The organism is Rubritalea squalenifaciens DSM 18772 (genome assembly GCF_900141815.1).
Taxonomy (GTDB): Bacteria; Verrucomicrobiota; Verrucomicrobiia; order Verrucomicrobiales; family Akkermansiaceae; genus Rubritalea; species Rubritalea squalenifaciens.
Genome location: NZ_FQYR01000009.1, coordinates 70,577 through 92,595, shown reverse-complemented (window position 1 = coordinate 92,595; position 22,019 = coordinate 70,577). Strand labels below are relative to the sequence as shown.

Annotated in this window: 20 protein-coding genes and 1 tRNA gene; 13 read left to right on the top strand and 8 right to left on the bottom strand. The window is 53.9% G+C overall.

What is annotated here, in order from left to right; translation table 11 throughout:
• Window positions 1-374: 374 nt before the first annotated feature.
• On the bottom strand, window positions 375-1,262 hold the full coding sequence (locus BUB27_RS18480) for a TIGR01777 family oxidoreductase (RefSeq protein ID WP_143185374.1): 888 nt from the start codon (window positions 1,260-1,262) through the stop codon (window positions 375-377).
• A gap of 106 nt (window positions 1,263-1,368) precedes the next feature.
• Between BUB27_RS18480 and BUB27_RS18475 the strand changes: the two genes are divergently transcribed.
• The 6 genes from BUB27_RS18475 (at window position 1,369) to BUB27_RS18450 (ending at window position 6,706) form a co-directional block, all read left to right on the top strand.
• A complete protein-coding gene (locus BUB27_RS18475; RefSeq protein ID WP_143185373.1) occupies window positions 1,369-3,702 on the top strand; it encodes an LPS-assembly protein LptD in 2,334 nt (777 codons plus the stop codon).
• A 12-nt stretch (window positions 3,703-3,714) separates the two neighbouring features.
• A complete protein-coding gene (locus BUB27_RS18470) occupies window positions 3,715-4,353 on the top strand; it encodes a nitroreductase family protein (RefSeq protein WP_143185372.1) in 639 nt (212 codons plus the stop codon).
• Between the two features lie 107 nt (window positions 4,354-4,460).
• A complete protein-coding gene (locus BUB27_RS18465) occupies window positions 4,461-4,856 on the top strand; it encodes a hypothetical protein (protein ID WP_143185371.1) in 396 nt (131 codons plus the stop codon).
• A 4-nt stretch (window positions 4,857-4,860) separates the two neighbouring features.
• On the top strand, window positions 4,861-5,310 hold the full coding sequence (locus BUB27_RS18460; RefSeq protein WP_143185370.1) for a hypothetical protein: 450 nt from the start codon (window positions 4,861-4,863) through the stop codon (window positions 5,308-5,310).
• Between the two features lie 144 nt (window positions 5,311-5,454).
• A complete protein-coding gene (locus BUB27_RS18455; protein WP_143185369.1) occupies window positions 5,455-6,378 on the top strand; it encodes a hypothetical protein in 924 nt (307 codons plus the stop codon).
• Window positions 6,379-6,409: 31 nt separating this feature from the next.
• Window positions 6,410-6,706, top strand: coding sequence for a hypothetical protein (locus tag BUB27_RS18450; protein WP_143185368.1), 297 nt, complete (start codon window positions 6,410-6,412; stop codon window positions 6,704-6,706).
• On the opposite strand, the gene BUB27_RS18445 is transcribed toward BUB27_RS18450, so the two are convergent.
• Complete coding sequence (locus BUB27_RS18445; protein ID WP_143185367.1) at window positions 6,703-7,743, bottom strand: hypothetical protein; 1,041 nt, start codon at window positions 7,741-7,743, stop codon at window positions 6,703-6,705. The two genes, BUB27_RS18450 and BUB27_RS18445, sit on opposite strands and share 4 nt — an antisense overlap.
• Before the next feature lie 193 nt (window positions 7,744-7,936).
• On the opposite strand from BUB27_RS18445, the gene BUB27_RS18440 reads away from it, so the two are divergent.
• Window positions 7,937-8,440: a hypothetical protein gene (locus BUB27_RS18440; RefSeq protein WP_143185366.1), complete on the top strand. Its 504-nt coding sequence runs from the start codon at window positions 7,937-7,939 to the stop codon at window positions 8,438-8,440.
• Window positions 8,441-8,646: 206 nt separating this feature from the next.
• Here BUB27_RS18440 and mtnP read toward each other — a convergent pair whose 3' ends face one another.
• Window positions 8,647-9,504, bottom strand: a complete 858-nt coding sequence (gene mtnP / locus BUB27_RS18435) for an S-methyl-5'-thioadenosine phosphorylase (protein WP_143185365.1) — start codon at window positions 9,502-9,504, stop codon at window positions 8,647-8,649.
• Between the two features lie 107 nt (window positions 9,505-9,611).
• Between mtnP and BUB27_RS18430 the strand changes: the two genes are divergently transcribed.
• A complete protein-coding gene (locus BUB27_RS18430) occupies window positions 9,612-10,442 on the top strand; it encodes a L,D-transpeptidase family protein (protein ID WP_234991787.1) in 831 nt (276 codons plus the stop codon).
• A gap of 152 nt (window positions 10,443-10,594) precedes the next feature.
• On the opposite strand, the gene BUB27_RS18425 is transcribed toward BUB27_RS18430, so the two are convergent.
• From BUB27_RS18425 to BUB27_RS18415, 3 genes are read right to left on the bottom strand one after another with little or no spacing between them, the layout of a single operon-like run.
• Complete coding sequence (locus tag BUB27_RS18425) at window positions 10,595-10,867, bottom strand: DUF7710 domain-containing protein (RefSeq protein ID WP_143185364.1); 273 nt, start codon at window positions 10,865-10,867, stop codon at window positions 10,595-10,597.
• Window positions 10,868-10,875: 8 nt separating this feature from the next.
• Window positions 10,876-11,313, bottom strand: coding sequence for a hypothetical protein (locus BUB27_RS18420; protein ID WP_159435079.1), 438 nt, complete (start codon window positions 11,311-11,313; stop codon window positions 10,876-10,878).
• 31 nt (window positions 11,314-11,344) lie between these two features.
• Window positions 11,345-11,581 carry a hypothetical protein gene (locus BUB27_RS18415; RefSeq protein ID WP_143185362.1) on the bottom strand — a complete coding sequence of 79 codons (237 nt, stop codon included), beginning with the start codon at window positions 11,579-11,581 and terminating at the stop codon, window positions 11,345-11,347.
• Window positions 11,582-11,743: 162 nt separating this feature from the next.
• Here BUB27_RS18415 and BUB27_RS18410 point away from each other — a divergent pair.
• Window positions 11,744-11,836, top strand: a tRNA-Ser gene (locus tag BUB27_RS18410).
• Between the two features lie 151 nt (window positions 11,837-11,987).
• Entirely contained in the window at window positions 11,988-14,375 is a 2,388-nt protein-coding gene (locus tag BUB27_RS18405; protein ID WP_143185361.1) for a right-handed parallel beta-helix repeat-containing protein, read from the top strand.
• 18 nt (window positions 14,376-14,393) lie between these two features.
• Here BUB27_RS18405 and BUB27_RS18400 read toward each other — a convergent pair whose 3' ends face one another.
• Window positions 14,394-14,822, bottom strand: a complete 429-nt coding sequence (locus BUB27_RS18400) for a hypothetical protein (protein WP_143185360.1) — start codon at window positions 14,820-14,822, stop codon at window positions 14,394-14,396.
• A 170-nt stretch (window positions 14,823-14,992) separates the two neighbouring features.
• On the opposite strand from BUB27_RS18400, the gene BUB27_RS18395 reads away from it, so the two are divergent.
• From BUB27_RS18395 to BUB27_RS18385, 3 genes are all read left to right on the top strand, one after another.
• Window positions 14,993-16,351 carry a carbohydrate porin gene (locus tag BUB27_RS18395; RefSeq protein ID WP_143185359.1) on the top strand — a complete coding sequence of 453 codons (1,359 nt, stop codon included), beginning with the start codon at window positions 14,993-14,995 and terminating at the stop codon, window positions 16,349-16,351.
• Between the two features lie 134 nt (window positions 16,352-16,485).
• Window positions 16,486-18,552: a family 20 glycosylhydrolase gene (locus BUB27_RS18390; protein WP_143185358.1), complete on the top strand. Its 2,067-nt coding sequence runs from the start codon at window positions 16,486-16,488 to the stop codon at window positions 18,550-18,552.
• Window positions 18,553-18,660: 108 nt separating this feature from the next.
• Window positions 18,661-20,343: a sialidase family protein gene (locus BUB27_RS18385; protein ID WP_143185357.1), complete on the top strand. Its 1,683-nt coding sequence runs from the start codon at window positions 18,661-18,663 to the stop codon at window positions 20,341-20,343.
• 4 nt (window positions 20,344-20,347) lie between these two features.
• Here the strand turns inward: BUB27_RS18385 and BUB27_RS18380 are convergent, their stop codons facing one another.
• Window positions 20,348-21,874, bottom strand: a complete 1,527-nt coding sequence (locus tag BUB27_RS18380) for a phospholipase D family protein (protein WP_159435078.1) — start codon at window positions 21,872-21,874, stop codon at window positions 20,348-20,350.
• Window positions 21,875-22,019: the final 145 nt, after the last annotated feature.

Below are 22,019 nucleotides of genomic sequence, written 5' to 3'. Positions count from 1 at the left end.
TTTGGCCATCTGCCGTCTGCGCCGGATTCTCATCCGTCCGCAGCACACAATTCAGTCTTTCCTCTTCCATCTGATCCAGTCCTTCCGACCCTCTTTCGAGAGGCCGCATACTGGCCAGACCGTGCTTGTTAAAGATCCGTTCCGGTGAGATTCGAACCCCGGCTGCTGAGCGTATCAGGCATTCCGTTTTCCGGTCTCTTCCGTGCCCCCCGGCTGGCGGGGCGGGGCGCAATCTACATATTTCCCGGTCCGGGTCAACATCTTTCAGCACCTTTTTTCGAACTTTTCCCGCACCCCCTCCACAACCCCTTGAAAACACACACTTTCACGCCCGAAGTTTTTTCGACGTTTTTGTCAAACAAGCCGCTCAGTGATCACTTCAGCAGGTCTGAGATTGCATCTTCGAGCTCAGGATGGGCGAATTTAAATCCAGATTCCTCCAATTTTCCCGGAAAAACCCGCTGACTTGCCAGCAATGCATCGGCAAATTCGCCCAAAATGATCCTCAAGCCGAATCTAGGGACCGGAATCAGCGCTGGTTTGCCGAGAGCCTTGGCCAAGTTCTGGGAGAAAACCTCATTCCTCACGACTCCGGGTGCCACCATATTGACCGGCCCATGGATTTCATCGTGCTCAAGACAGTGCACCATTCCATAGACGAGGTCATGCACATGCATCCAGGGGAACCATTGCTTCCCATTACCTAGTTTACCACCGAGCCCGGTACTAAATACCTTCTTCATCTTGATCCAGGCCATGCCCCCCTCTCCCAGGATGACACCTATACGCGGATTTACGACACGCACTCCCTCCAAGCGTCCTTCATGAGCCGCACTCTCCCAGTCTGCACACAGCTCGGAGAGGTAATCATTCCCAGCCGGACTGTGCTCATTCAGGATATCTTCCCCACGGTCACCATAGTAACCCACGGCGGAGGCATTCAGCCAGATCTTGGGCCGCTTATCTTCTGGGGCTCGCTCCAGCCATCCTCTGATTTCCTTCGTTAGGCCGACACGACTCTCACGGAACTTCTTCTTATTCTCATCTGTCCAGCGCTTATCAATAGGATCACCCGCCAGATTGACTATGGCATCCAAGCCTAGGATACAGTCTTCACCCAGTACCCTCCATACCTGGCCGGGAGCGGAATGCTCTCTTCTAGAGATACGGATCACCGTGTGACCTTTAGCTTCTAACGCATCACAGAGATTCCTCCCGATGAAACCCGAGGCCCCGATCACACCAACATGCATTTCCTCCATATATCTAATCTAACCTCTCCTACCGCAGCGTCAATAGACGGCTGGGGCAGAATGCCGCGCCTTTCAACTTTACTTGGACAGCGCTCAGACCCCATATAGAGGCATCATGAAATGCATTGCAGCCTCCCTAGCTGTGCTCGGCCTCAGCACATTCACCTACGCGCAGGATCTCCCCGCAGAGAATCCTGAGCAAGGAGACCTTAAAAAGGGAGGATTCGGCAGCCTGGAGCTGATGCCTAAAATGCCGGAGAACATCCAGATCCTTTCCAGCAAGGGTGCAGAGTACAATGCCGAGACTGGTATGCTGCGCTATGATGGCAACATTCAGGTCAATGCAGACAATGGGATGCAACTTTTTGCGAACCGAGCCATCCTGGACACCAAGAAAGAGAAGCTGCTACTCAGAGGCAACGTAAAGATCTATCAAGGCACCCTACTACACCGTGGTGACTCAGCCGTCTATGACTACGGCAAGAGTAAGCTGGAGACCCACGGACTGCGCACCAGCCTGGATCCCATCCTGCTGGAAGCCGGCACCTTTAAAAGCGAAGAAGAAGACGGCAAGATGGTCTATGTAGGGCGCCACGCCGCCGTGACCACGCACGACGCCCAGGATCCCAATTACTGGATACGTGCGGACAAGGTGAAAGTCTACCCGAATGAGCGAGTGGAGTTCAACGACATGAAGCTCTACTTCGGTGATGTGCCAGTGTTCTGGCTGCCTTATCTTTCCCAGCCGCTGGATGCCGACCTGGGCTACCACTTTATTCCCGGTGCCCGCTCACGCTGGGGCGGCTTCCTTCTCAACCGCTACGGGATCATGCTGGGCACGGACTCAGATCTACTGACTGGCGCAGACGGGGAGCCTTGGCTGCTCTCCCAGTGGCTAGTGGACTTTCGCTCCAAGCGAGGACTTGGCACTGGCGTGGATCTCTTCGACACCCGCCTGGATGACAACGAGAACCTCGGCTGGCTGAAACTCTATTACGCGAACGACCTCTCCCCGGATACCACCAGCTCCGGGATTCCCCGCGACCACGTTAATGAGGACCGTTACCGCGCCGAGTTCAAATACCGGATCGAGTCCGACTCCGTGGCCGACCACCAGCTCATCTACGACGCCAACCTGACCTGGCTAAGCGACCGCTACTACCTAGAGGATTTCGAGATGGGGCAGTATAATACCAACCCTGAGCCCGATAACATCCTGGGAGTCCAGCTCCGAAATGACCGCTACCAGCTAGGCGCCTTTGCCCGCATCCGCATCAATGACTTCTACCAGACGGATACCCGCATGCCGGAGATCTACTTCGATCAGGTCAAGCACCCGCTCTTCAAGTCCCCCATTCTCCATGAGGGCAAAACCTCCTTTGGATTCTATAGGGAAGATCTAGCGGACATCCGCAGGAAGGAATTACGCCAAAGCCTTTCCGACCCGATGAGCACCCCGGCAGAAATCGCCGAGGCCAATTCCCTGCTCGAAAGAAGAGACTATGCCCGCTTCAACACTTGGCAGGAGTTTGCCCTTCCGCTGAACCCTGCGGACGGCATCACGCTCACGCCTCGCGCCGGAGCCGGTTACACCCGCTACTGGGATGCCGGTGCCGACGATGTCAATTTCAGCCGCACCAATCTCTATGCCGGAGTGGATGCAGCCATGAAGTTCACCAAGCGCTACAGCAACGCCCGCTCAGAGAGATGGGGCGTCAACGAACTGCTTCATGTGCTCCAGCCCTACGCCAACCTCTCCGTACTCTCTACGGATGAGCTGGATTCCTCCTTCCCACGTATCGAGCGCCTCACTCCGACCGTACGCCCCCGACCATTCGGCGTGGGCCGCTTCCATGCGCTCGATGATATGAACAACTGGAGCATCCTGCGACTAGGCGTACGCAACCAGCTTCTCACCAAAAGAAACCAAGGCAGCCACCTCTGGCTCACCATGGATTCCTATGTGGACTACTTCATCAACGACCCCGAACTCAACCGGGAGTTCTCCAACTTCTACAACGATCTCTACTGGTCACCGCTCCCCTGGATGAGTCTCGGCCTGGAAACCCAGTTCCCCATCTCCGGCGAGGGCTTCACCGAAGTCAGCTCCGTAGTCGCCTTCATGCCGCATCGCGATCTCGAGTTCAGGGTACGCCACCGCTACCTCAGTAGCCACCCCACCCTGCTGGACAGCAACCGACTCGACCTGCAGGCCTACTACCGGATCAATGACGATTGGGGCCTGGACTTCTACCAGCAGTGGGAAATGGATGACTCCACCCTGGAGGAGCAAATCTACTCCATTCACAGAAATTTCGACAGCTGGGTTGCATCCCTCGGAATCATGCATAGGGATAACCGCCGCCGGGAGGAATTCGGCGTCTTACTCAGCTTCAGCCTGCGCGCCTTTCCGGGCCTCAACCTCCCAGTCAGCTTCTCAAGCGAATAGAAAGAACAGATCATGACTACAGAAGAACTTATCCAGCAACTCCGTTGGCGTTACGCCACCAAGGTATTCGATCCGACCAAGCAGATCGACGACAAGACCTGGGATGCGATCGAGGACAGCCTCACGCTCACCCCGTCTTCCTTCGGTCTACAGCCATGGAAATTCATCGTAGTCACTGACCAGGCTACCAAGGAAAGACTGCTAGACTATTCCTGGAATCAACGCCAGGTGGTCGACTGCTCCCATCTCGTCGTACTCTGCGCCCACGCATCTGTCAGCGATGACGAACTGGAGAAGCTCCTCCAGCACACCATCGATGCCCGTGGCGGCGACCGTGAAGCCCTGCAGGGCTACCACGACATGATGAAAGGCTTCATCTCCCGCATGAGCGATGAGCAGCTGCTTTTCTGGTCCAAACACCAGGTCTACATCGCACTCGGCCAGCTGATGGCTACTGCGGCCATGCTCAAGGTAGACGCCTGCCCGATGGAAGGCATCGTCCCCACCGAGTACGACCGCATCCTCGGCCTTGAGGACACCTCCTACCGCACCGTGGTGGCCTGCCCGCTCGGCTACCGCTCCGAAGACGACAAGTACGCAGATCTCCCCAAGGTCCGCTACCCGAAGAAAGACATCATCGAGAGGATCTAAGTCTCCTAACAAAATATCGATTTCACCAACGGGACCAGCTACGGGTCCCGTTTTTTTTACTTCAATTAATAGTCGTCAAACGGCTCGAACTCTAACTAGCATGGCTCATGCAAGCATCTCCTTCCGGCTCACAGATAGCCGCTAAAGTGTTCATGTGCCTGGCGTGGTCGTTCGTGATACTTACCAGCCTCATGCTGATGGCATTTTTAAGCAATAGCTCCGATAATACGAACAGCTTTACAACAAAGCTAGATCCCTTCTTCTGGGGAATCCTCATTATCCCCTCCAGTATCGCGCTCGCCATCAGATTCTTCGCGGTGAATCGTATCAAGAACCCATGGGCGCAGCTCCTGGTGTACGGCTTCGGCTTATTCATCTCCTTACAAGTCATCGCACACGGCATCTTCCTTATTCCCCAGTTCCAGACAGTTTTCTACCTACTAGGCGGAACACTCATCATCTGCTACCTACCTGTGTGGGTAAGAGCAAAAGTAACCATGTAAGCTAATGGTCGCACCTTCATTTTCAGAAGCTGAATGGCCGACCAATCGCCAGGAGGTCAGAGGTCTTGAGTTCGATTGGCCCTGTACAGATACGGAAGGCAAGGTCGCCATTATTTCCTCATGGGGAGAAGGATACATTCCAGCCTCCATCTTCAATAACAGAGAGACACATAATCTATTCTGGAAATCCATCTCAAGGCTTCCATCTCGTGAGCCCCTGCTTGGACTTGGCTGCAAGCCGGACCTTGAATTTAAATCTTATGCTGAGAAAGGTGTATTTGTATACGACCGCAAAATCTACACACGGGGCACAAGCGCTTACAGTAAACTCTATTCCCCTCAGGCACCTCTGCAACTCTCCGATTTACCTGCATCAGTGCAGGAATGGTTGCCTGTCATTGCATTCAGATTTTCTGACGACACTGAACTAAACGATGAAAGTCTGTATAGATAAAACTGGCGATTCCGAACCGATCTGTATCGAAGCAGGACAGGATGAATCGCTTGCTCGTTACCTCCATGAAGTAGGGGTCAGTGAATCAGGTGACACGCCAAAAATCAGGAAAGCTCGTATCTACATTTTAAAAGATAACATCAAATGTCTGCATTCTCCTCACTACTACTAGACGAGTACCGCGAATCCTTTGCTCTGGTGCAGATTGAGCGGGATGAGATCGACCCGAACACACTGGATGGATTCATCCTCTATCATGATGAGGAATGGGTCATGCTACTCAAGGAAGAGGACTTTCGCCTGAATGGCGTGGTCTTCATCCGCAAGAGAGACATCACATCCCTCAAGAGCGGGAAGACGCAGGCATTCCATAAGCAGTTGATGGAACAAGAGGGGGAGCTTCACTCCTACAATCCTCTCGACAAGATTCCCAGTGTGGGGATTCCCGAGTTTCTCTCCTGCCTGCCCAAGCACAAAGTCGTCATCTTTGAGGAGGAAACAGAGAATGAGGACGAAGACATGTTCTACATTGGCCTCATCGAAAAAATCGAGGACATGAAGGTCCACCTCAAATTCTTCTCCACCGAGGCGGTGATCGATGAGGAAACCACCATCGTGGAACTCGAGCACATCACCTCGATCAGTTACGACACCAGCTACACGCTCGCTTACGAACAGCATTTCCAACGCAGCCAGCGCAAAGCCTCCTTCCCCCAGCTCAGCCAGAAAAGCCTGGCCGTGCTCAGCTGGCTGATGCTCTCCGCAGCCATGGCATCACTCATCTTCAGGTGGCAGCTCGGCAGCTCACTGACCTTTGCGATGGTTTATAGCGGCTTCTTCGCAAGCATGATGCTCCGGAGAAAGCTCCCTACTCCTACGCGGACTCACTATGCAGAGCTTGCGGCAGCCCTGCTTGTCCCAGCTCTTGTTGTAGGTTTCGCCCTCTGTGCAGAAAACAACCGGTCAGGTCTATGGTTGGCTATTCCGGCAGCCATCACCTTCCTTTCTTACCTGATCTATTCAGACACCAAACAGCTCTGGCCACGCAAGCCCGTGAAGGCTGATTGACAAGGTCGCAGCACTCATAGCAGACTCTAACATGCCTTTATTCCCGTCTCGCATCCTACTCGGCACAGCTGTGGCCCTGAGTTTGAGTTCCTGCTCAGACACCATCTACCTCAAAGACGTGATCTACGGTTCCCCATACGACCGCTCTCATGACCGCGTCTATAAGAACGCTCTTGCAGAGGGACTCGATCCAGAGGCCGCAGAACGCAGGGCTCTGCTAGTAGGCTCCAACCACAGCAGCGAGACCTGGAGCAGGCGCAAGGCAGAGGAAGAGCAAGACAAAGACGACCGCGATGACGATGACACGGTTCACTTGAAGTGGAACTAGCGCAGCGTCACCCCCAGTCCGATGAACTGGCTTTCGCGGTGGTAGGTCACGTTGTCTTTGCCATAGCCGTCAAAATAAGAAAGGTTCAGCCAGGCGCGGGAATCATTCAGTCGATAGTTCAGTGAGGCGGCATAAGTTAGATTGTCCAGATCCTCCCAGCCCCCGATCCCCGTCTTCAGCTCAAGCCGGGTAATGAGATTCGGCTCAGCAGGATCACAGCCGAACCAGCGCAGCTTGCAGGCATACTCCGCCGTCAGGCGGATGCCATCGTACTCGGAGATACGCGGCTCATCCCGTAAGTCGACCCACCAGATATCCTCCTGCCTTTCTCCAAAGTAGAGCCGGGCCTCGGCACGCACATTCCACCAGGAGTCCGCATTGCTTTCCACTTTTCCATCAAGTGCACTACCGTAGGTGGCAGCCAGTAGCACATAGTTCCAGTCACGGCTCACCGCTTCCAGGGTAGAATCCACGATCTCCCCACTGGAGCTCAGGCGGTGGTCCAGCGCATCGTCTATGCCGTTGTTATTAAGGTCCATGTCCGAGGCTTCATCTGGCCGCGCATTGGACTGGTGAAAGACCCCCAGCTCGAGCCGTTGATACAAAGGCGAGCCTCCCCCCGAGTAACGATGGTCAAAGGACAGCAGCAAGCCCGGATTCTGATCCCGGGAAACCAGCGGACTATTATAGTCATCCTCACCACCAAAGGCGTAAAGGTCATAGCGGGCATTGTGCACGTAATCCAGACGGTCCGGCACAAACCAGCGGTTGACATACTTGCTCCCCCGGCCACTCAACTCCCGGTCATAGATCCCGTACTTCACCGAGAGATAGAGCTCCAGATGCTCTGTATCCTCCAGATCATTCTCCCCTACTGGGATCACCAGATTCAGCGAACTGGGATAGTAGAACCCCAGGCGCTTTTCACTCACGTAGGGTTCTTTCTCCACCAGTGAACGCGCCGCATCCTGCGCGACTACTGATAGACTCAATAAACCGGGAGAGGAACAAAGACAGAGAAGATATCGGAGCTTCATGAAAAATGGGGGCAGGGATTGAAAAACAATAACGAACATCACTTTATACCAAGAGGCTCGCTCACTAACAACGCATTTCTTGATCCCGCAACCTTTACACCCCAGCTATCACCCTCTAAATACAGAGACCATGTTTCGTACGCAGAGGCGAAGCTTTGTTTGGCGTAGCAGACTAACACTTAATCCCAAAAGCATGACAGGCCACCTTAAGACCGCATCCCTCTTCATAGGTCTGCTTCTCATCTGCTCGTGCGAAAGTAAGAAGAAGGAGGAGGGCAAGGCCTCAGCAGAGGCCGCAGCACAAGAAAAGGTAGCAGCTTGCCCCTACTCCGAGGTCTGGATCATGCGCGGCTGGCAAGGCCACATGGGAGTAGTCATTGCACTCAAAGAGGAGACAAAGAGATTCGACTACTGGTTTTACAGCGATGTCGGCAACCGGGAGAAGTACCCCGCCAGCGGCAGCTACACGAAAACGGACACCTCACTCCTTCTGAAGCCAAGTAGCGATTCTCACTTCTACTCCACTGAGTGGACCTTCACTGAGCTGGATGGCATGAAGATGTTAGCAAGCAACAAAGACCTTGAGAACAAGCGCGACAACGGACGATGGCTCAGATCTGTGGACCTTGAGAAATTTTGGCAGTATCTGGGCGACAATTCGTTCATGCTCCAGCTGGCCCCAGAGCTGGAGAAATAAGCTTCCATCACCTCTCCAGGGTGGGGCATGCGGGCTATGCTTGATTCATCATTGCTCGCCCCCGTCACCCTGTCTTCGTTTCATCAGTCAGGCCCATTCGTGAGATTCGCGTAATTCGTGGTAAAATGACTACTCAGCATACCGCACAGCACTATGCCTGCGTTTCATGAGTCCACTTCTGCACCTTCCGAGTATTCCGTGGTGGACTAACAGAACCTACCAATGATCGGCGCGAGGTTCTTGGCGGTGTCCTCCGGCCAGTATTCCTTCGGGGTGATGAGGGCGGTATCGAGTGCGGAGTGCTCAGGCCAGCTGGCGTCCTCTGGAATGTGAGGAACGGTGCGCTGGATAATCTTCTGAGCCAGCTTGGCATTGGCAGTCAGGTGACCAATTACCGTCTGCACGGTCACGGCCTCCTCTTCCTCATGCCAGCAGTCGTAGTCGGTCACCATCGCGAGGGTGGAGAGAGCGATCTCAGCCTCACGCGCGAGCTTCGCCTCCGGCACGTTAGTCATGCCGATCACATCGAAGCCCAGCTTACGGTTCACTTCACTCTCCGCCTTGGTGGAGAAGGCCGGGCCATCCATATTCACATAAGTGCCGCCATTGTGGACGGTGGCTCCCTCTTGCTTGGCAGATTCATAGAGCAGATTTCTTAGACCCTCGCTCACCGGCTCGCCAAAGGCTATGTGTGCGGCGATGCCCTTGCCAAAGAAGGTATGGTGCTCGCGGCGACCGGTGCGGTCGAAGTACTGGTCCGGCAGGACAATGTTTCGCGGGGCGTATTCCTCCTTCAGACTGCCGACGGCGGTCACGCAGATGATGTAGCGCACGCCCAGACTTTTGAGCGCCCAGATATTCGCACGATGGTTGATCTCATGCGGCAGGATACGGTGCCCGCGGCCGTGACGAGGCAGGAACCAGACTTGGCGGCCACCGATGGTGCCACCCACCAGCGCATCAGACGGCGCACCAAATGGTGTCTCTACCACGCGTTCCTCTGTTTGCTCAAATCCCTCCATGGCATAAAGCCCGCTGCCGCCGATGATTCCGATCGCTGTCATAACTCCACTTTTGTCAAGCAGGCACAGCAATCCAGAAAAAACTGTACATTTATTACAACGCATTCATATTCAGCAACATATTACCTCACCATTGATCCCAGACGCCTATGCTACTGCGCCTTCCCTCCCATATTCTACGCCTCACCGCCGCCCTCGTAGCAGGGCTTGGACTCGCTTATTTTTCCAGCACCGTGGTAGAGTGCAGCACTGCCAAGCCACCAACCGGTGCTGAACACGTAGAATTTCCACCACAAATGCCCGCACCCGAGATCACTCTCAGCCCCTCTCAGTACGCCCACGGCCCTACCCGCGCCCGCGATGCCGCAGATCGCGTAACCTCCCGCCTGAACCAGAAACTGAGGGAAAAAGGCCTGACCCTGGGCAGCCCGGTCTTCCTGCGCGTTTTCAAACAGAGCCATGAGATGGAAGTCTGGCTGCAGGACGGTGAGAGCTACAAGCATTTCAAGACCTACCGCATTGCCGCCATGTCCGGCAAACTCGGCCCCAAGCAGAAGGAAGGCGACCATCAGGCACCGGAGGGTTTTTACTTCGTCTCCCCCAGACAGATGAACCCGCAGAGCCGCTTCCACCTTTCCTTTAACCTTGGCTACCCGAACCCCTACGATCGCGCCCATGGCCGCACCGGCTCCGCCCTCATGGTCCACGGCAACCGAGTCTCCATCGGCTGCTTCGCCATGACGGACTACTACATCGAGGAGATCTACACCCTTTGCGATGCCGCGCTGGACAAAGGCCAGCCCTTCTTCCGCGTCCACTCCTTCCCCTTCCGCCTGACCGAGGACAACCTCGCCCTCTACAAGGACAACAAGTGGCATGCCTTCTGGCAAAACCTCAAGCCCGGCTACGACCACTTCGAGCAAACCCGCATCCCGCCCAACATCGAGGTCAGGGAAAAGGAATATGTGGTGGCGGAGTAGAAGCCTGCTGCTGAACGGAAAGGCCACCCATTGCTTCGTTGCCTACTTGCCCAGGGAATAACTACACCACAGTTACGGTACATCCATTGACAGTCCCTCAGCGATATTCTCGACATCAGTGAGCCGCTTGAACTTAAGGTCAGAAGAGAACCTTATTCTATCAGAACTCCATTTTCATAATGGTAATGCTCCTGACTGGCCGAAGTGAATGCACTGATAAATGCGGGAGAATTCTGGTAGTCTTTTTTAGGCGTGAAGTAACCTTCTGCTACGGCATGATCATAGACACCGCAATCCATCGGATACTTGGTTAGTACGCCGCTCAGGCTATGCACCTTGATCCACTCCTCAGCTTTTTCACGTATTGAAAATGCACCACCGGGAAACCGACCGCTATCACCATTAAAGATCCAGACTGATTTCATAAGGATATCTAAGAAGTCATCCAGCCTATATAGACCACAAACTGTCCCTTCTCCCGGCCACAGGACAGTTCCAAAAACTGGGCATTTGGGAGCTCTTGCCGACGGTCTACGCGCTCCGTTAGGGAACTCGGATCCCACCATGCTTTCCCCAAGCCGTTCAAAGGACCACCCTCCTCGCTACCAACTTGGAAAACAGAGTTAGAGAGAAACGCTTCCACTTGATCGTCCGGTATCTGGACCTTAGCGACCAAGGCATCGTCGATGCCTGAGCCCAAATAAAAATACTCCAGTCCCTTGCTCCCCTCTGGAAATTGAACTCCTGTTATCTTGGAAACTTCATCAAGCTTCACTTGATCAAACTGATCACCAGACAATTCAACATCCTCGCCAAACCTCATTTCACACCCTGAAGTGAGTATGAAGCACGCACAACACAGCATAGCCATTAAAAACACTCTTTGCATAAGCCTCGCCAGTTTAGCCAGCAGCCATATTTAGACAACACTCCATTTCATTCAAACCCGCATCCCGCCCAACATCGAGGTCAGGGAAAAGGAATATGTAGTGGCGGAGTAGAAGCCTATAAAGATCCACCACTACACCCGCAGGATCCACTATCCGCAGGATTGCCGTTGTGCCCGCCACCCGCATTGGTCCACCATTGCGGGTGATGTTTGTAGAGCCTGACATGATCCTCTCTGAACCTGCTGCCATGGGCGTGAATGAGTTTTTCTCCCACCCTACGCCAAGCAAGAGAACGGGCAGTGGAAATACTTTGGAGACTCCCAAACCTTGAAGTGACCCATCACTCCTCCCCTTGACACCATGACCCGGGATTCGTTATCACGGTCAGTACGCTATTGAGCAGTATCATCAGGAGGGATGGCTGAGCTGGTTTAAGGCGCTCGACTCGAAATCGAGTGTGGGCTTTCAGGCCCACCGTGGGTTCGAATCCCACTCCCTCTGCCATACTTGATATCTGGATGAAGGCCAGAGTAGGGAGACGTGCCACTTCAACTCAGAGAGCTCGGCCTTGTCAGGCAGAAATTTCATTCAGCAACTCTTGCCAAGAGAGGTCCACTCTCTACATTCCCTGCTTCATTGTTCGATTTTGCTATCTATGAGACAATTACTGACCATCTCCATATTATCTGTAACCATTCAGGCCACTCTATCCGCCAAGACTATCTATGTGGACAAATATGCCAGCGGAAGCATCTCAGGCACCTCTTGGTCCAATGCTTACAGAGACCTTCAAACAGCACTTTACTATGCCAACAGTGGGGATCAGATCCAAGTGGCTGCGGGCAGCTACTATCCTGATGAGGGTACAAATCAGAGCAATAGCAACCGTTTCGCTACTTTCGCCATGAAGAACAACGTCGCGATATACGGCGGGTATCCCAATGGAGGTGGCACCAGGGATCCGCTAGCTAATCCGACCATACTCTCAGGTGACTTGAATCAGGACGATGGAAACAACTACACTAACATCAGTGATAACGCCTACCATGTAGTCACAGGCAACAGCCTTACTTCCTCTGCAGTACTTGATGGTTTCACCATCACCAGCGGCTATGCCAGCACGGGCAGTTTTCCTCATCACCGAGGAGCCGGCCTCTACCTCAGCAGCTCTCCAACGATCCGCAATTGCACGATCACCAAAAACATCGCTAGCTACGGAGCAGGAGCCTATGTCTATAACAACGCCACTCCGACCTTTACCAACTGCAGTTTCTCAGGCAACTATGCGGGCATCAGCGGTAAAGGATACGGTGGAGCGGTACAAGTGGCGAACATCTATACAGCGCCTACATTTACCAATTGTCTATTCTCCGGCAATTACGCTGAAGACCAAGGTGGCGCAATAAGTATCAAGCAGACTACTCAGGCGACTACTCTGATTAACTGCACATTTTCTGGAAATGATACAGATGGAACGGGAGGTGCGATCGAGGCAACCACAGCTCTCATCACTCTCAGAAATACCATCATCTGGAACAACCGCAGCAATGGTTCCACCAACACTACCGCCGCTTCCCTGTATGGTTCAAACTCCACTTTATCCTGCTCAAAGAGTCTCATTCAGAACTACACAGCAAGTTCTCTCAATGCCTACGGATCATCAAACATCAATGGCACAGGTAGCACTAACGATCCCCTCTTTCTATCAAAGGCTGCCCCAGCAGTAGCTCCCACACTTGATGGAGATTATCGCTTACAACAGGACTCCCCGATGCTCGACATCGGAACTAACAGTTACAACAGCACCACAACTGACCTTGCAGGCAATACGCGGAAGCAGGACACCATCGACCTGGGTGCCTACGAAGGCTTCGTCGCCCCCGTGATCTCGGTAGATGACTCCACACCAGTCACCCTAGTGAATCATGAAGACTATAACCTTGGTATCGGCAAGACTGGCACCGAAGGTGATTTTGCCTTTGTCGTCTATAATTTATCTGCTGCCCCTCTCAATGACATCGCAGTGACCGCCACTGGCACTCATGCAGGCAAGATCACTTTCACCACGACTCCGGGTAGTAGTATCGCACCGAACTCCTATGCGACTCTCGTCGGCAAAGTTAATTTTGATTTCGAAGGTGAGCTAGAGGCCAGCATCTCCATCGCCAGCTCAAGCCCAGACAACAACCCTTTTATCATCAGCCTCAAATCAACTGTTGCATCCGATGAAACCGATAGTGACGGGGACGGCCTGGATGATTACACGGAACTCGCGGTACACGGCACCCTCCCGAATGAAGTAGATTCCGACGGCGACTCTGTGGGTGATGGAGCAGAGGTAGCATTGGCCAGTTTGGGCTTTAATCCAGCAAACGGCGACACAGCCCGTGCTGATCTAATTCGTACTCATGCCACAGGCCTCGGCATGCATTCCACAGCAAGCCTTGACCTCGGTGGAATGCCCTACATCTCGAAAACCGGAGATACCTTCACACTTAATTTCAAGGTCAAGAAAAGCACAGATCTCTCCACTTGGTCCGATCTCACCCTCACATCTCATTTGAAGGATAATACCAGCGGGGACGCCAGCATGCTCTTTGCAATGACTAGCGACAGCACTACCTTTTATAGAATCTTTATGGCAACTCCTAACAACGGCGTTGATTCCAACCTGGCTACATTCACTGATGATGACAACGATGGAGTACGTAACGATACGGAACAAGCCCTGCAATCTCTCGGTTTCCTCAATGGTCAGGACGATAGTGAACTTCTAACCCTGATCCAAAGCCAAGCCTCAGATCTTAGCCTCTATAGTGACAACCAGATTCATTATATCACTATCAGCCAGACAGCTCTGAGCATCCATAGTGACTCCAGCCCAGAGCTAAGCTACAACATCAAAGTGCATGAGACCACGAATGGAGCCACCGCTGAACTACAGAATGCCACCCCTAGCTTCAACACCAGCACACACGAAGCTACCCTGGAATTCCAGAACCCAAGCGCTAGTGCCCAAATCTACCGCATCATCCTAAAGTAAGTATTCCCATTAGAAAAATCACTTCAAGTTCCCGATGGTCATGTGCAATGGCCATTCGGGTTCTCTGGCGAGGCCGAGTTTTTCGCGGTAGTCCAGTATAGGATCACAACGCACTTCCACGACGGCATAACCCGCGTGCAGCTCGATATGGTTCGAGTAAGACAGGCTGACTTCCTTTCCCTCTAGGGACATCCAGTACTCCATCACACTGGGGCGTTCATCACGGATCACGGAAACATGGGTTCCCCATAGTGGCTCATTCAGCTTGTGTACGCCGTGCGTGGCCCGGCGATACATCTCGCGCATGTAAGAACCGATCTCCGCATCACAGAGGAGAATCATCCACCATTCCGTCGTCCTACCATCACGACGCACGATGCCCCCTCCACTCCCCAAGGGAGGGCTGAAGATACATTCACCTGTGGTATGAAAGAACCCTTTACTCATCTCTATCAGAACCAATTCTAATTCTGTTAGTATACATCTGAGAAGATGTCACGACCTTAGTGGACCTGTATCTCATGCTTCTACTGTATTTGACTTAGACTAAACAACCTTGCATTACTGGCACCATATAGTGTTTAATACACTACCCCCATCTAACACAGACTTGGCTCATGAAACCCACCATCCTGCTTGCAGCCGCTACCTTTGTCCCTTCTCTTGTGCATGCGCAGGAGGATGTGGATGCACTGCGCGACAAAGTAGCCGCCTTGGAGAAAGAACTCGATCAGGCCCGCCGTGAGTTGGCTGCCGCGACAGAGAAAGAGAACAACCCTCCCCCTAAAGCATTCTCCTCCAAGGAAACAACCCCCTTGCCAGTCCCCTTGCGTATCCCGGCTGACAGCAGCTTTAGCATCGGCAAGTTGCAGATAGGCGGAGCGATCCGTGCAAACTACGTGCTGGGCTCGTACCAGGAGGATGGTCTACCCGGTCCACAGCGCGGCGGCAATGGCGGCAACTTCGAGCTCGATACTTTCCGGACGAACTTCGACTACAACAAGGCTGGTACAGGATTCACGGCCAAGGCGGAGTATCGCTTCTACAACGGCTACCACTTTCCACACACGGCCTGGGCCGGCTGGCGCAACGAGGACGACTCGATCATCCGGGTGGGACTTAACCGTGTTCCCTTCGGGGCAGGCGCCTACGGCACCTCGCACAACTGGTTCTTTGACCTGGGCTACTATGTGGGCCTGACGGACGACATGGACATGGGCGTAAGCTACACCACCTCCTGTGGCGACTGGCAGATCGACCTTGCCTACTACCTGGGTGCGGAGCCGAACTTCTTTGGCGACTCCAGCGATAGTGGCCGCTATTCCTATGATATCATCGACAATGGCTCGGCCCATTCCCACTACCGTGAACGCCACCAGATCAACCTGCGCGCGATCCGAACTTTTACTTTTGAGGAGGACAACACCCTCGCTCTAGGCGCCTCGTTTCAAGCTGGCTTGTTAGAAGCAGACAAGCGCTATGCCCATGATTCCCACCAACTGGCTGCGGCTATTCACGCCAAGTGGAACCGTGGGCCGTGGGAAGTCATTAGCCAACTCAGTGCCTGGGACTACGCTGCCGACTACCGCAGCAGCAGCGGCCTGAGCAATGACCTGATAGGCATGGGTGCCTATGACTACGAAGCCCCGGTGGCCTCCCGGGCCCTACTCCCCGCCTTGGGGATCGCCTACAAATGGGAAACTGATCATATCGACTGGCTGGACTACATCACCTTCTACAACGACTTCTCCGTGATTCTGAAAGACGGCCATGATCCGGCTGGCAGCAAGCTCAAGAACTCCGCCATGAATGTCCTCGGCATGTCATTCACCAGGGGCAACTGGCACATCTACTGCGACTGGGCCTACTCCAATGGGAATCTCTTTGTCGGTGATGACCCGCTGACCGACTTCGGCGCCAATGAGGAGCAGGAATGGCAGTCCCGTTTCAACATCAACTTCGGCTATTATTTCTAGACTCTTCTCTGGATATCAGACCAGTCATCCTCCATCCTACCGCATACTGGTACGATATCCATACCACAGGCTAAACAGATAAGAGTCAGGAGTATTCCCGTACATTGATCCAGAGAATCCACTCAGTGATCCTTATGAAACGTACACAAGCACTTAAAACACTTTTACTCTGCATGCTGTCTGGCCTGTTGAGTCTCAGCCTGCAGGCGTCGGACTCGGGAGTCCAGCCACAGCAACCAGCCCTGCTCCCCCTGCCACAAAGCATCACTTGGGGAGATAATGCCATCCCTCTGCAAGAGGCCAGCCTTACTCTACCCGCCAAGGGGGATGATGCCCTCAGATTCAGCCAGCTCAAAACCGAGCTCAAAGAGCTGCTGGAGCTAAACAAGATCACTGTCTCCGAAGAGGCTAAAAAGAAGATCCTGCTGAAAATCGGCAAGGTAGAAGCACCCGCTCAGTGGGAAGGGCAGGACGATGAAGCGTATTCTTTGGTAGCCGAGCCACGCGGCGTGGTGATCACCGCCAATACCACCACGGGTCTCTACCGCGGGCTTCAGACTCTGCGACAGCTGATCGTACGCAAAGACGGCAAGACTACCGTGGCAGCCTGCAAGATCGAAGACTACCCTGCCTTCAAGATCCGCGGCTTCATGCACGATGTCGGCCGTAATTTCCAGTCCCTCGACCAGCTTAAAATGCAGATCGATGTGATGGCGGCCTACAAATACAGCATCTTCCACTTCCACGTCACCGAGTACCACGGCTGGAGACTAGAGAGCAAGAAGTACCCAGACCTTCAAAAGGATTCCACCTTCACCCGCAAGCCCGGCAAGTACTACACTCAGAAGGAATTCGTCGAGTTCGTCGACTACTGCTGGGCACGTGGCATCACCGTCATTCCTGAGTTTGACTCCCCTGGCCACAGCGATGCTTTCCGCAAGGGTGTGGGTGTGGACAACATGAAAGACCCGAAAGCTCTCGAGGCGATGGTGGATCTGATTAATGAGATCTGTGCCCTCGTGCCGAAAGAGAAGATGCCCTACTTCCACGTCGGCACCGACGAGGTCCGCCACAGGGAAGAGCACGTTAACAGCAACTACCTGCCAGCCCTTCACAAAGCCGTGCAGGACAATGGACGTGAAGTCATCGGCTGGTGGAAGGGCATGACCTTCAAAGGCGCCAAACAAGTCCAGCAGACCTGGGCTCAGTCCGCACCGCTCAAAGGCGTGCAGCACATCGACTCACGCTCTAACTACGTGAACCACCTGGAGGCGCTCGACTTCGTCACCCGCATGTTCTTCCAGCAGCCATGCCGCACACCACACGGCAACGAGCATCAGCTCGGAGGCATCCTCTGCCACTGGCCGGACACCAAGGTGGACGACCAGAAACTCACTCTGACTAACAACCCGGTCATCCCTGCCATGGTGGCTTACTCCGAGGCCGTCTGGAAAGGTATCGCTGGCAACTACGGCGGCTACTGGGCCATACTCCCAGACAAAGGCAGCAAGGAGTACGACGCCTTTGCCGACTTCGAAAACCGCATCGCCGAACAGCGCGACCGCTTCCTCACCAAGGTTCCCTTCCCGATGGTCAAGACCCACCAGATCGAGTGGCGTCTGCTCGGCCAAGTCGAAAACGGTGCCGTCCCTGAATTGGAAAAGGGCATCGTCAAAGACCGCTACGAGGTAAACGGCGGAGTCTACAACTGGAGCAAGCCCGTCTACGGCGGCGCAATTCATATCCGCCACTTCTTTGGCTTCAACAGCCACTACAAGGGAAAACCAAAGGGCAAGGACATCGTCTGGGCTAACACCTACGTCTACAGCCCGGTGGACCAAGAAGTAGACGCCTGGATCAGCTTCAACACCATCTCCAGCTCTGATGGCCGTGCCGGAATCGCCAAAGCTGGCAACTGGGGCCCTAACCCTGCCTGCAAGATCTGGATCAACGGCGAGAGCATTGATCCGCCGAAGTGGAAGAATGATGGTAAGATTGGCAAAGAGATCGCCCTCATCGACCAGATCTACACCAGCCGCGAACCGACCAAGATCAGGCTCAAGAAAGGCTGGAACACCGTGCTCGTGAAGTCCGCACCAACCTGGAAGTGGGTCTTCTCTTTCAGCCCGGTTGAAAAGAACGGTCAGGCCTACCGTGAAGTGGAAGGACTCAAATACTCCGCCACACCACAGGCGAACTGAGCCAAGCCCAGCCTCCACCCATGAACCACAAGGCGAGGGCTGTAGCCTCTCGCCTTTTCTTCACCCACACTCAGACCCAACATTATAAGCGACCCCTAACAGAACACCATGAAGTACTCATTCATTCTTCCCACCCTACTCGCCACCCAAGCTCTGGCAGTCGATGCTCCACGCGTGGTCGCCGTGCCACCAGCAGATGCAGGCCGTGGACTCATCCGGATCTCAGACAAGGAAATCCGTCACTATCCGGGCAAAGGCAGCAAGCACTTCCTGCAGTCGCTCGACAATGGCGAGACATGGAAATCCGTCCCTCTTCCCGCTACTTACCCCGGTGCTACGTGCATGGCCAAGGAATCACCAGCCATTGCAAAAAACCCAATCAGCGGGGAATACCTCCGCGTCGAGCCAGCTTATCGTGGCAAGAATAACAACGACGGCATCTACCTTACTGAAGGCGGCATCGACGGCAAATGGAACCTCGTTAGAGACGACAAAGGAAACACGATCCGTCCATCTGGCATTCTCAGAAACCCTCTCTGGGTGGACAGCAATAAGCGCATCGTCATTCCCGGTCATGGTGGAGGCTGCTTCACCTGGTACTCTGACGACCAAGGCTTAAGCTGGAAACAGTCTAACAAAGTAAATTCACCTAACCACAAGCCTGGCGGCGTACATAAGGGCACACGCTGGAACCACGGCATGGTGGAAGGAACCATCGTGGAGCTGAAGAGCAAAAAGCTCTGGATGATTGCACGCACCTCGCTGGACAAGCACTACCAGACATTCTCATCAGACTACGGTAAAACATGGAGCAAGGCAGAACCGTCCCGCTTCTGGGGCACCATCACGATGCCCACCTTCCACCGCCTCCGTGACGGACGCATCCTTTTCCTCTGGTCGAACACCACCTCTCTACCTGAGATTGAGACAGCCACTGGCCGTGGCGAGGACGCCTTCACCAACCGAGACACCATCCACGCCGCCATTTCCAGCGATGAAGGAAAGACCTGGACAGGCTTTCGCGAACTCATTCTGGACGAGCACCGAAACCGTGGCGATTACGGTACTTGGAAGGGCAAACAAGACCGCGGCAAACACCAGTCGGAAGTCGTGCAGCTAGATGACAATCGCGTACTGTTCTCCTGCGGCCAGCATGCCATGCACCGTAGACTCATGATCATGGATCTGCGCTGGCTGTATGAAAAAGAGCGCAGCTCAGACATCTCCAGAGATGGAGCCAAGGACTGGACCACTCACCAGTATATCGCCAAGTACGTAGGCCACTGTGCCTATAACCGCACTCCAGGTGCTCTGGTAGAGGACGGTACACTGCGGCTGCGCCGTGTCGACGATCTCACTCTCACCAATCCCAACCAGGGTGCCACTTGGAACCTCCCCTCTGGTGACTCTGGCAAGCTCACTACCAAGGTCCGCTTGGAGGAAGGCGGCTCCGGCCTGCAGATCGCTCTCTGTGACCGCTGGTTCAATGCCTGTGACCCCAGCGTAGACCAATTTGCCAACTATGTCCTGAAGATCGATGCTGCTGGGAAGACTCCGGAAGGCAAAAAGCTTCTCACCCCCGGAAAGACTCACGAGCTGACTATTGCCTGGGACAAGGCTGCCAAGAAAGGCGCAGCCACACTCTTTCTTGATGGACGCAAGACTGTCATCACCTTGCCATGCCTCATCCCTACAGAGAACGGCATCAGCTACGTTCATTTCTATAATCCTGCCACCGAGACTGACCTTCAGGGTGCAAGCATCCTCAGTACGCAGGCACGCATTCAATAATCGACTAGAGCTGGCTCTCCAGAGGGAGCCAGCCTACGATGCGTGAAGTCACTTTCTTCATCCACGGGGCTGGCGGTTCATCCTGGAAATTGACACCATTTTCACTCCAACGCAGTTTATTCCGCTCATCTAAAGTCACCTCCCACACACTTTCACTGCGGCGGATTTTTTGCAGCATGGAAAACAGATCAGCTGTTAGCTCTGGGGAATCTATCAGCATACCACTCTCGGTATTGATCTTAATGGCTCGCGGATCCAAATTCATGGAGCCGATAAAGCAACGCGTGCGATCACCTACAATGGCTTTGGTATGCATGGCTACTATCTTGCTTCGTACCGGGCTCACGTCTGCCATCATTCTAACAGACTTATCCGGTTGCGATCTCAACTCGTAGAGCTTGGCTCCAGTTCTCAGCGTAGGCTTGCGCTTTTTCTTGTAGTGCCCGTGAGCAGCAGGCTGGTTATTGGCCGCTAGGCTAGGAGCCAGCACATGGACATCCTTCCCCTCTTTCACCGCCTGCTCCATGCTCTCCAGCATCCCCTTACCGGGGATAAAATAGGGACTCACCAGAATCAGCTCCCTGGATTGCTTACCCACAGCAGTGCCCAAGCTGGTGACTAGCTGGCGATTGTCCTGCTCACGATCCGGGTGATCCTGAATGAAGACCGCCTTCCCCTTGGCCATGGTATGAGGCAAGCGAGCAAACTCACTAGACCAATCCTTGGGACGTGTGGGGAAGGAGCGCAGCATACCGCCTTTTTCCTGATCCAGATAGGCAAGCAAACGCGCTCTACGCTCCTCAAGAATCTCACGCTTGGCACGCTTGGACAGCAAGGCTCCCGGATAGGCTTGGGCAGAATTCCAGAACAGGTCAAATCCTTTGGCTACCTCCCTAACTGGAGGACCAGAAACCAAGACATCCAGGTCCAGGAAATTGTAGTGCTCGTCCAATCCGTAATAGTGGTCACCCACATTTCGCCCTCCTACGATGCTGAAGCTCTGGTCTGCCGTCCAAGTCTTGTTATGCATGCGGCGGTTCAAGTGTACGAAGTTCAAGAGGAACTCTATACTAGACCCCAGTGGGTTTCCCCTGAAGCTAGTGGGATTAAAGATCCGGATATCGATGTTCGGATGATAGCGGCAGATGGAAGAGACAAAGGGCTCATTCCCATTGAAAAGAAAGTCATCCACCAGAATGCGTACCCTTACCCCTCTATCTGCAGCACGTAGTACGCGATCTAGCAGCAACTTCCCAGATGCCCCGTCATGCCAGAGGTAGAGCTGAATATCGATCGAAGACTTTGCTGAGTCCACCAGGGCAAGCCGCCACTCCAGCGCCTCCTTCGCCTCATCCAGAAGGAGCAGCGAGGACTGTTCCTCGTCACGTGTGTTCTCAAGTCTCCTTGCAGTTTCAGCCAGCACGCCTGACTTGGGAGGGGACAAGGATTTCGTTACAGGTTTATCCTCCACTTTAGGAACCATCGTGCACTGCACCAGTGGCAGACAGATCGACAGGGGTAGCAATGACAAAGCTCGAGACACAGTTTGCATAGCGTGCATCATCGCATCACAACCCCATCCATGGCAACAACACATTAATCTAAACGGATGATTTTCAGACACTAACACTCATCACATCCGCCTACATAGAGAGCCACCACGCAAAAGCCGTGAC

Excerpts from the sequence above, each read along its gene's own strand:
- BUB27_RS18480 (WP_143185374.1), bottom strand. The coding sequence starts at position 1,262 with ATGGAGGAAATGCATGTTGGTGTGATCGGGGCCTCGGGTTTCATCGGG.
- BUB27_RS18475 (WP_143185373.1), top strand. The coding sequence starts at position 1,369 with ATGAAATGCATTGCAGCCTCCCTAGCTGTGCTCGGCCTCAGCACATTC.
- BUB27_RS18470 (WP_143185372.1), top strand. The coding sequence starts at position 3,715 with ATGACTACAGAAGAACTTATCCAGCAACTCCGTTGGCGTTACGCCACC.
- BUB27_RS18465 (WP_143185371.1), top strand. The coding sequence starts at position 4,461 with ATGCAAGCATCTCCTTCCGGCTCACAGATAGCCGCTAAAGTGTTCATG.
- BUB27_RS18460 (WP_143185370.1), top strand. The coding sequence starts at position 4,861 with ATGGTCGCACCTTCATTTTCAGAAGCTGAATGGCCGACCAATCGCCAG.
- BUB27_RS18455 (WP_143185369.1), top strand. The coding sequence starts at position 5,455 with ATGTCTGCATTCTCCTCACTACTACTAGACGAGTACCGCGAATCCTTT.
- BUB27_RS18450 (WP_143185368.1), top strand. The coding sequence starts at position 6,410 with ATGCCTTTATTCCCGTCTCGCATCCTACTCGGCACAGCTGTGGCCCTG.
- BUB27_RS18445 (WP_143185367.1), bottom strand. The coding sequence starts at position 7,743 with ATGAAGCTCCGATATCTTCTCTGTCTTTGTTCCTCTCCCGGTTTATTG.
- BUB27_RS18440 (WP_143185366.1), top strand. The coding sequence starts at position 7,937 with ATGACAGGCCACCTTAAGACCGCATCCCTCTTCATAGGTCTGCTTCTC.
- mtnP (WP_143185365.1), bottom strand. The coding sequence starts at position 9,504 with ATGACAGCGATCGGAATCATCGGCGGCAGCGGGCTTTATGCCATGGAG.
- BUB27_RS18430 (WP_234991787.1), top strand. The coding sequence starts at position 9,612 with ATGCTACTGCGCCTTCCCTCCCATATTCTACGCCTCACCGCCGCCCTC.
- BUB27_RS18425 (WP_143185364.1), bottom strand. The coding sequence starts at position 10,867 with ATGAAATCAGTCTGGATCTTTAATGGTGATAGCGGTCGGTTTCCCGGT.
- BUB27_RS18420 (WP_159435079.1), bottom strand. The coding sequence starts at position 11,313 with ATGGCTATGCTGTGTTGTGCGTGCTTCATACTCACTTCAGGGTGTGAA.
- BUB27_RS18415 (WP_143185362.1), bottom strand. The coding sequence starts at position 11,581 with ATGGCAGCAGGTTCAGAGAGGATCATGTCAGGCTCTACAAACATCACC.
- BUB27_RS18405 (WP_143185361.1), top strand. The coding sequence starts at position 11,988 with ATGAGACAATTACTGACCATCTCCATATTATCTGTAACCATTCAGGCC.
- BUB27_RS18400 (WP_143185360.1), bottom strand. The coding sequence starts at position 14,822 with ATGAGTAAAGGGTTCTTTCATACCACAGGTGAATGTATCTTCAGCCCT.
- BUB27_RS18395 (WP_143185359.1), top strand. The coding sequence starts at position 14,993 with ATGAAACCCACCATCCTGCTTGCAGCCGCTACCTTTGTCCCTTCTCTT.
- BUB27_RS18390 (WP_143185358.1), top strand. The coding sequence starts at position 16,486 with ATGAAACGTACACAAGCACTTAAAACACTTTTACTCTGCATGCTGTCT.
- BUB27_RS18385 (WP_143185357.1), top strand. The coding sequence starts at position 18,661 with ATGAAGTACTCATTCATTCTTCCCACCCTACTCGCCACCCAAGCTCTG.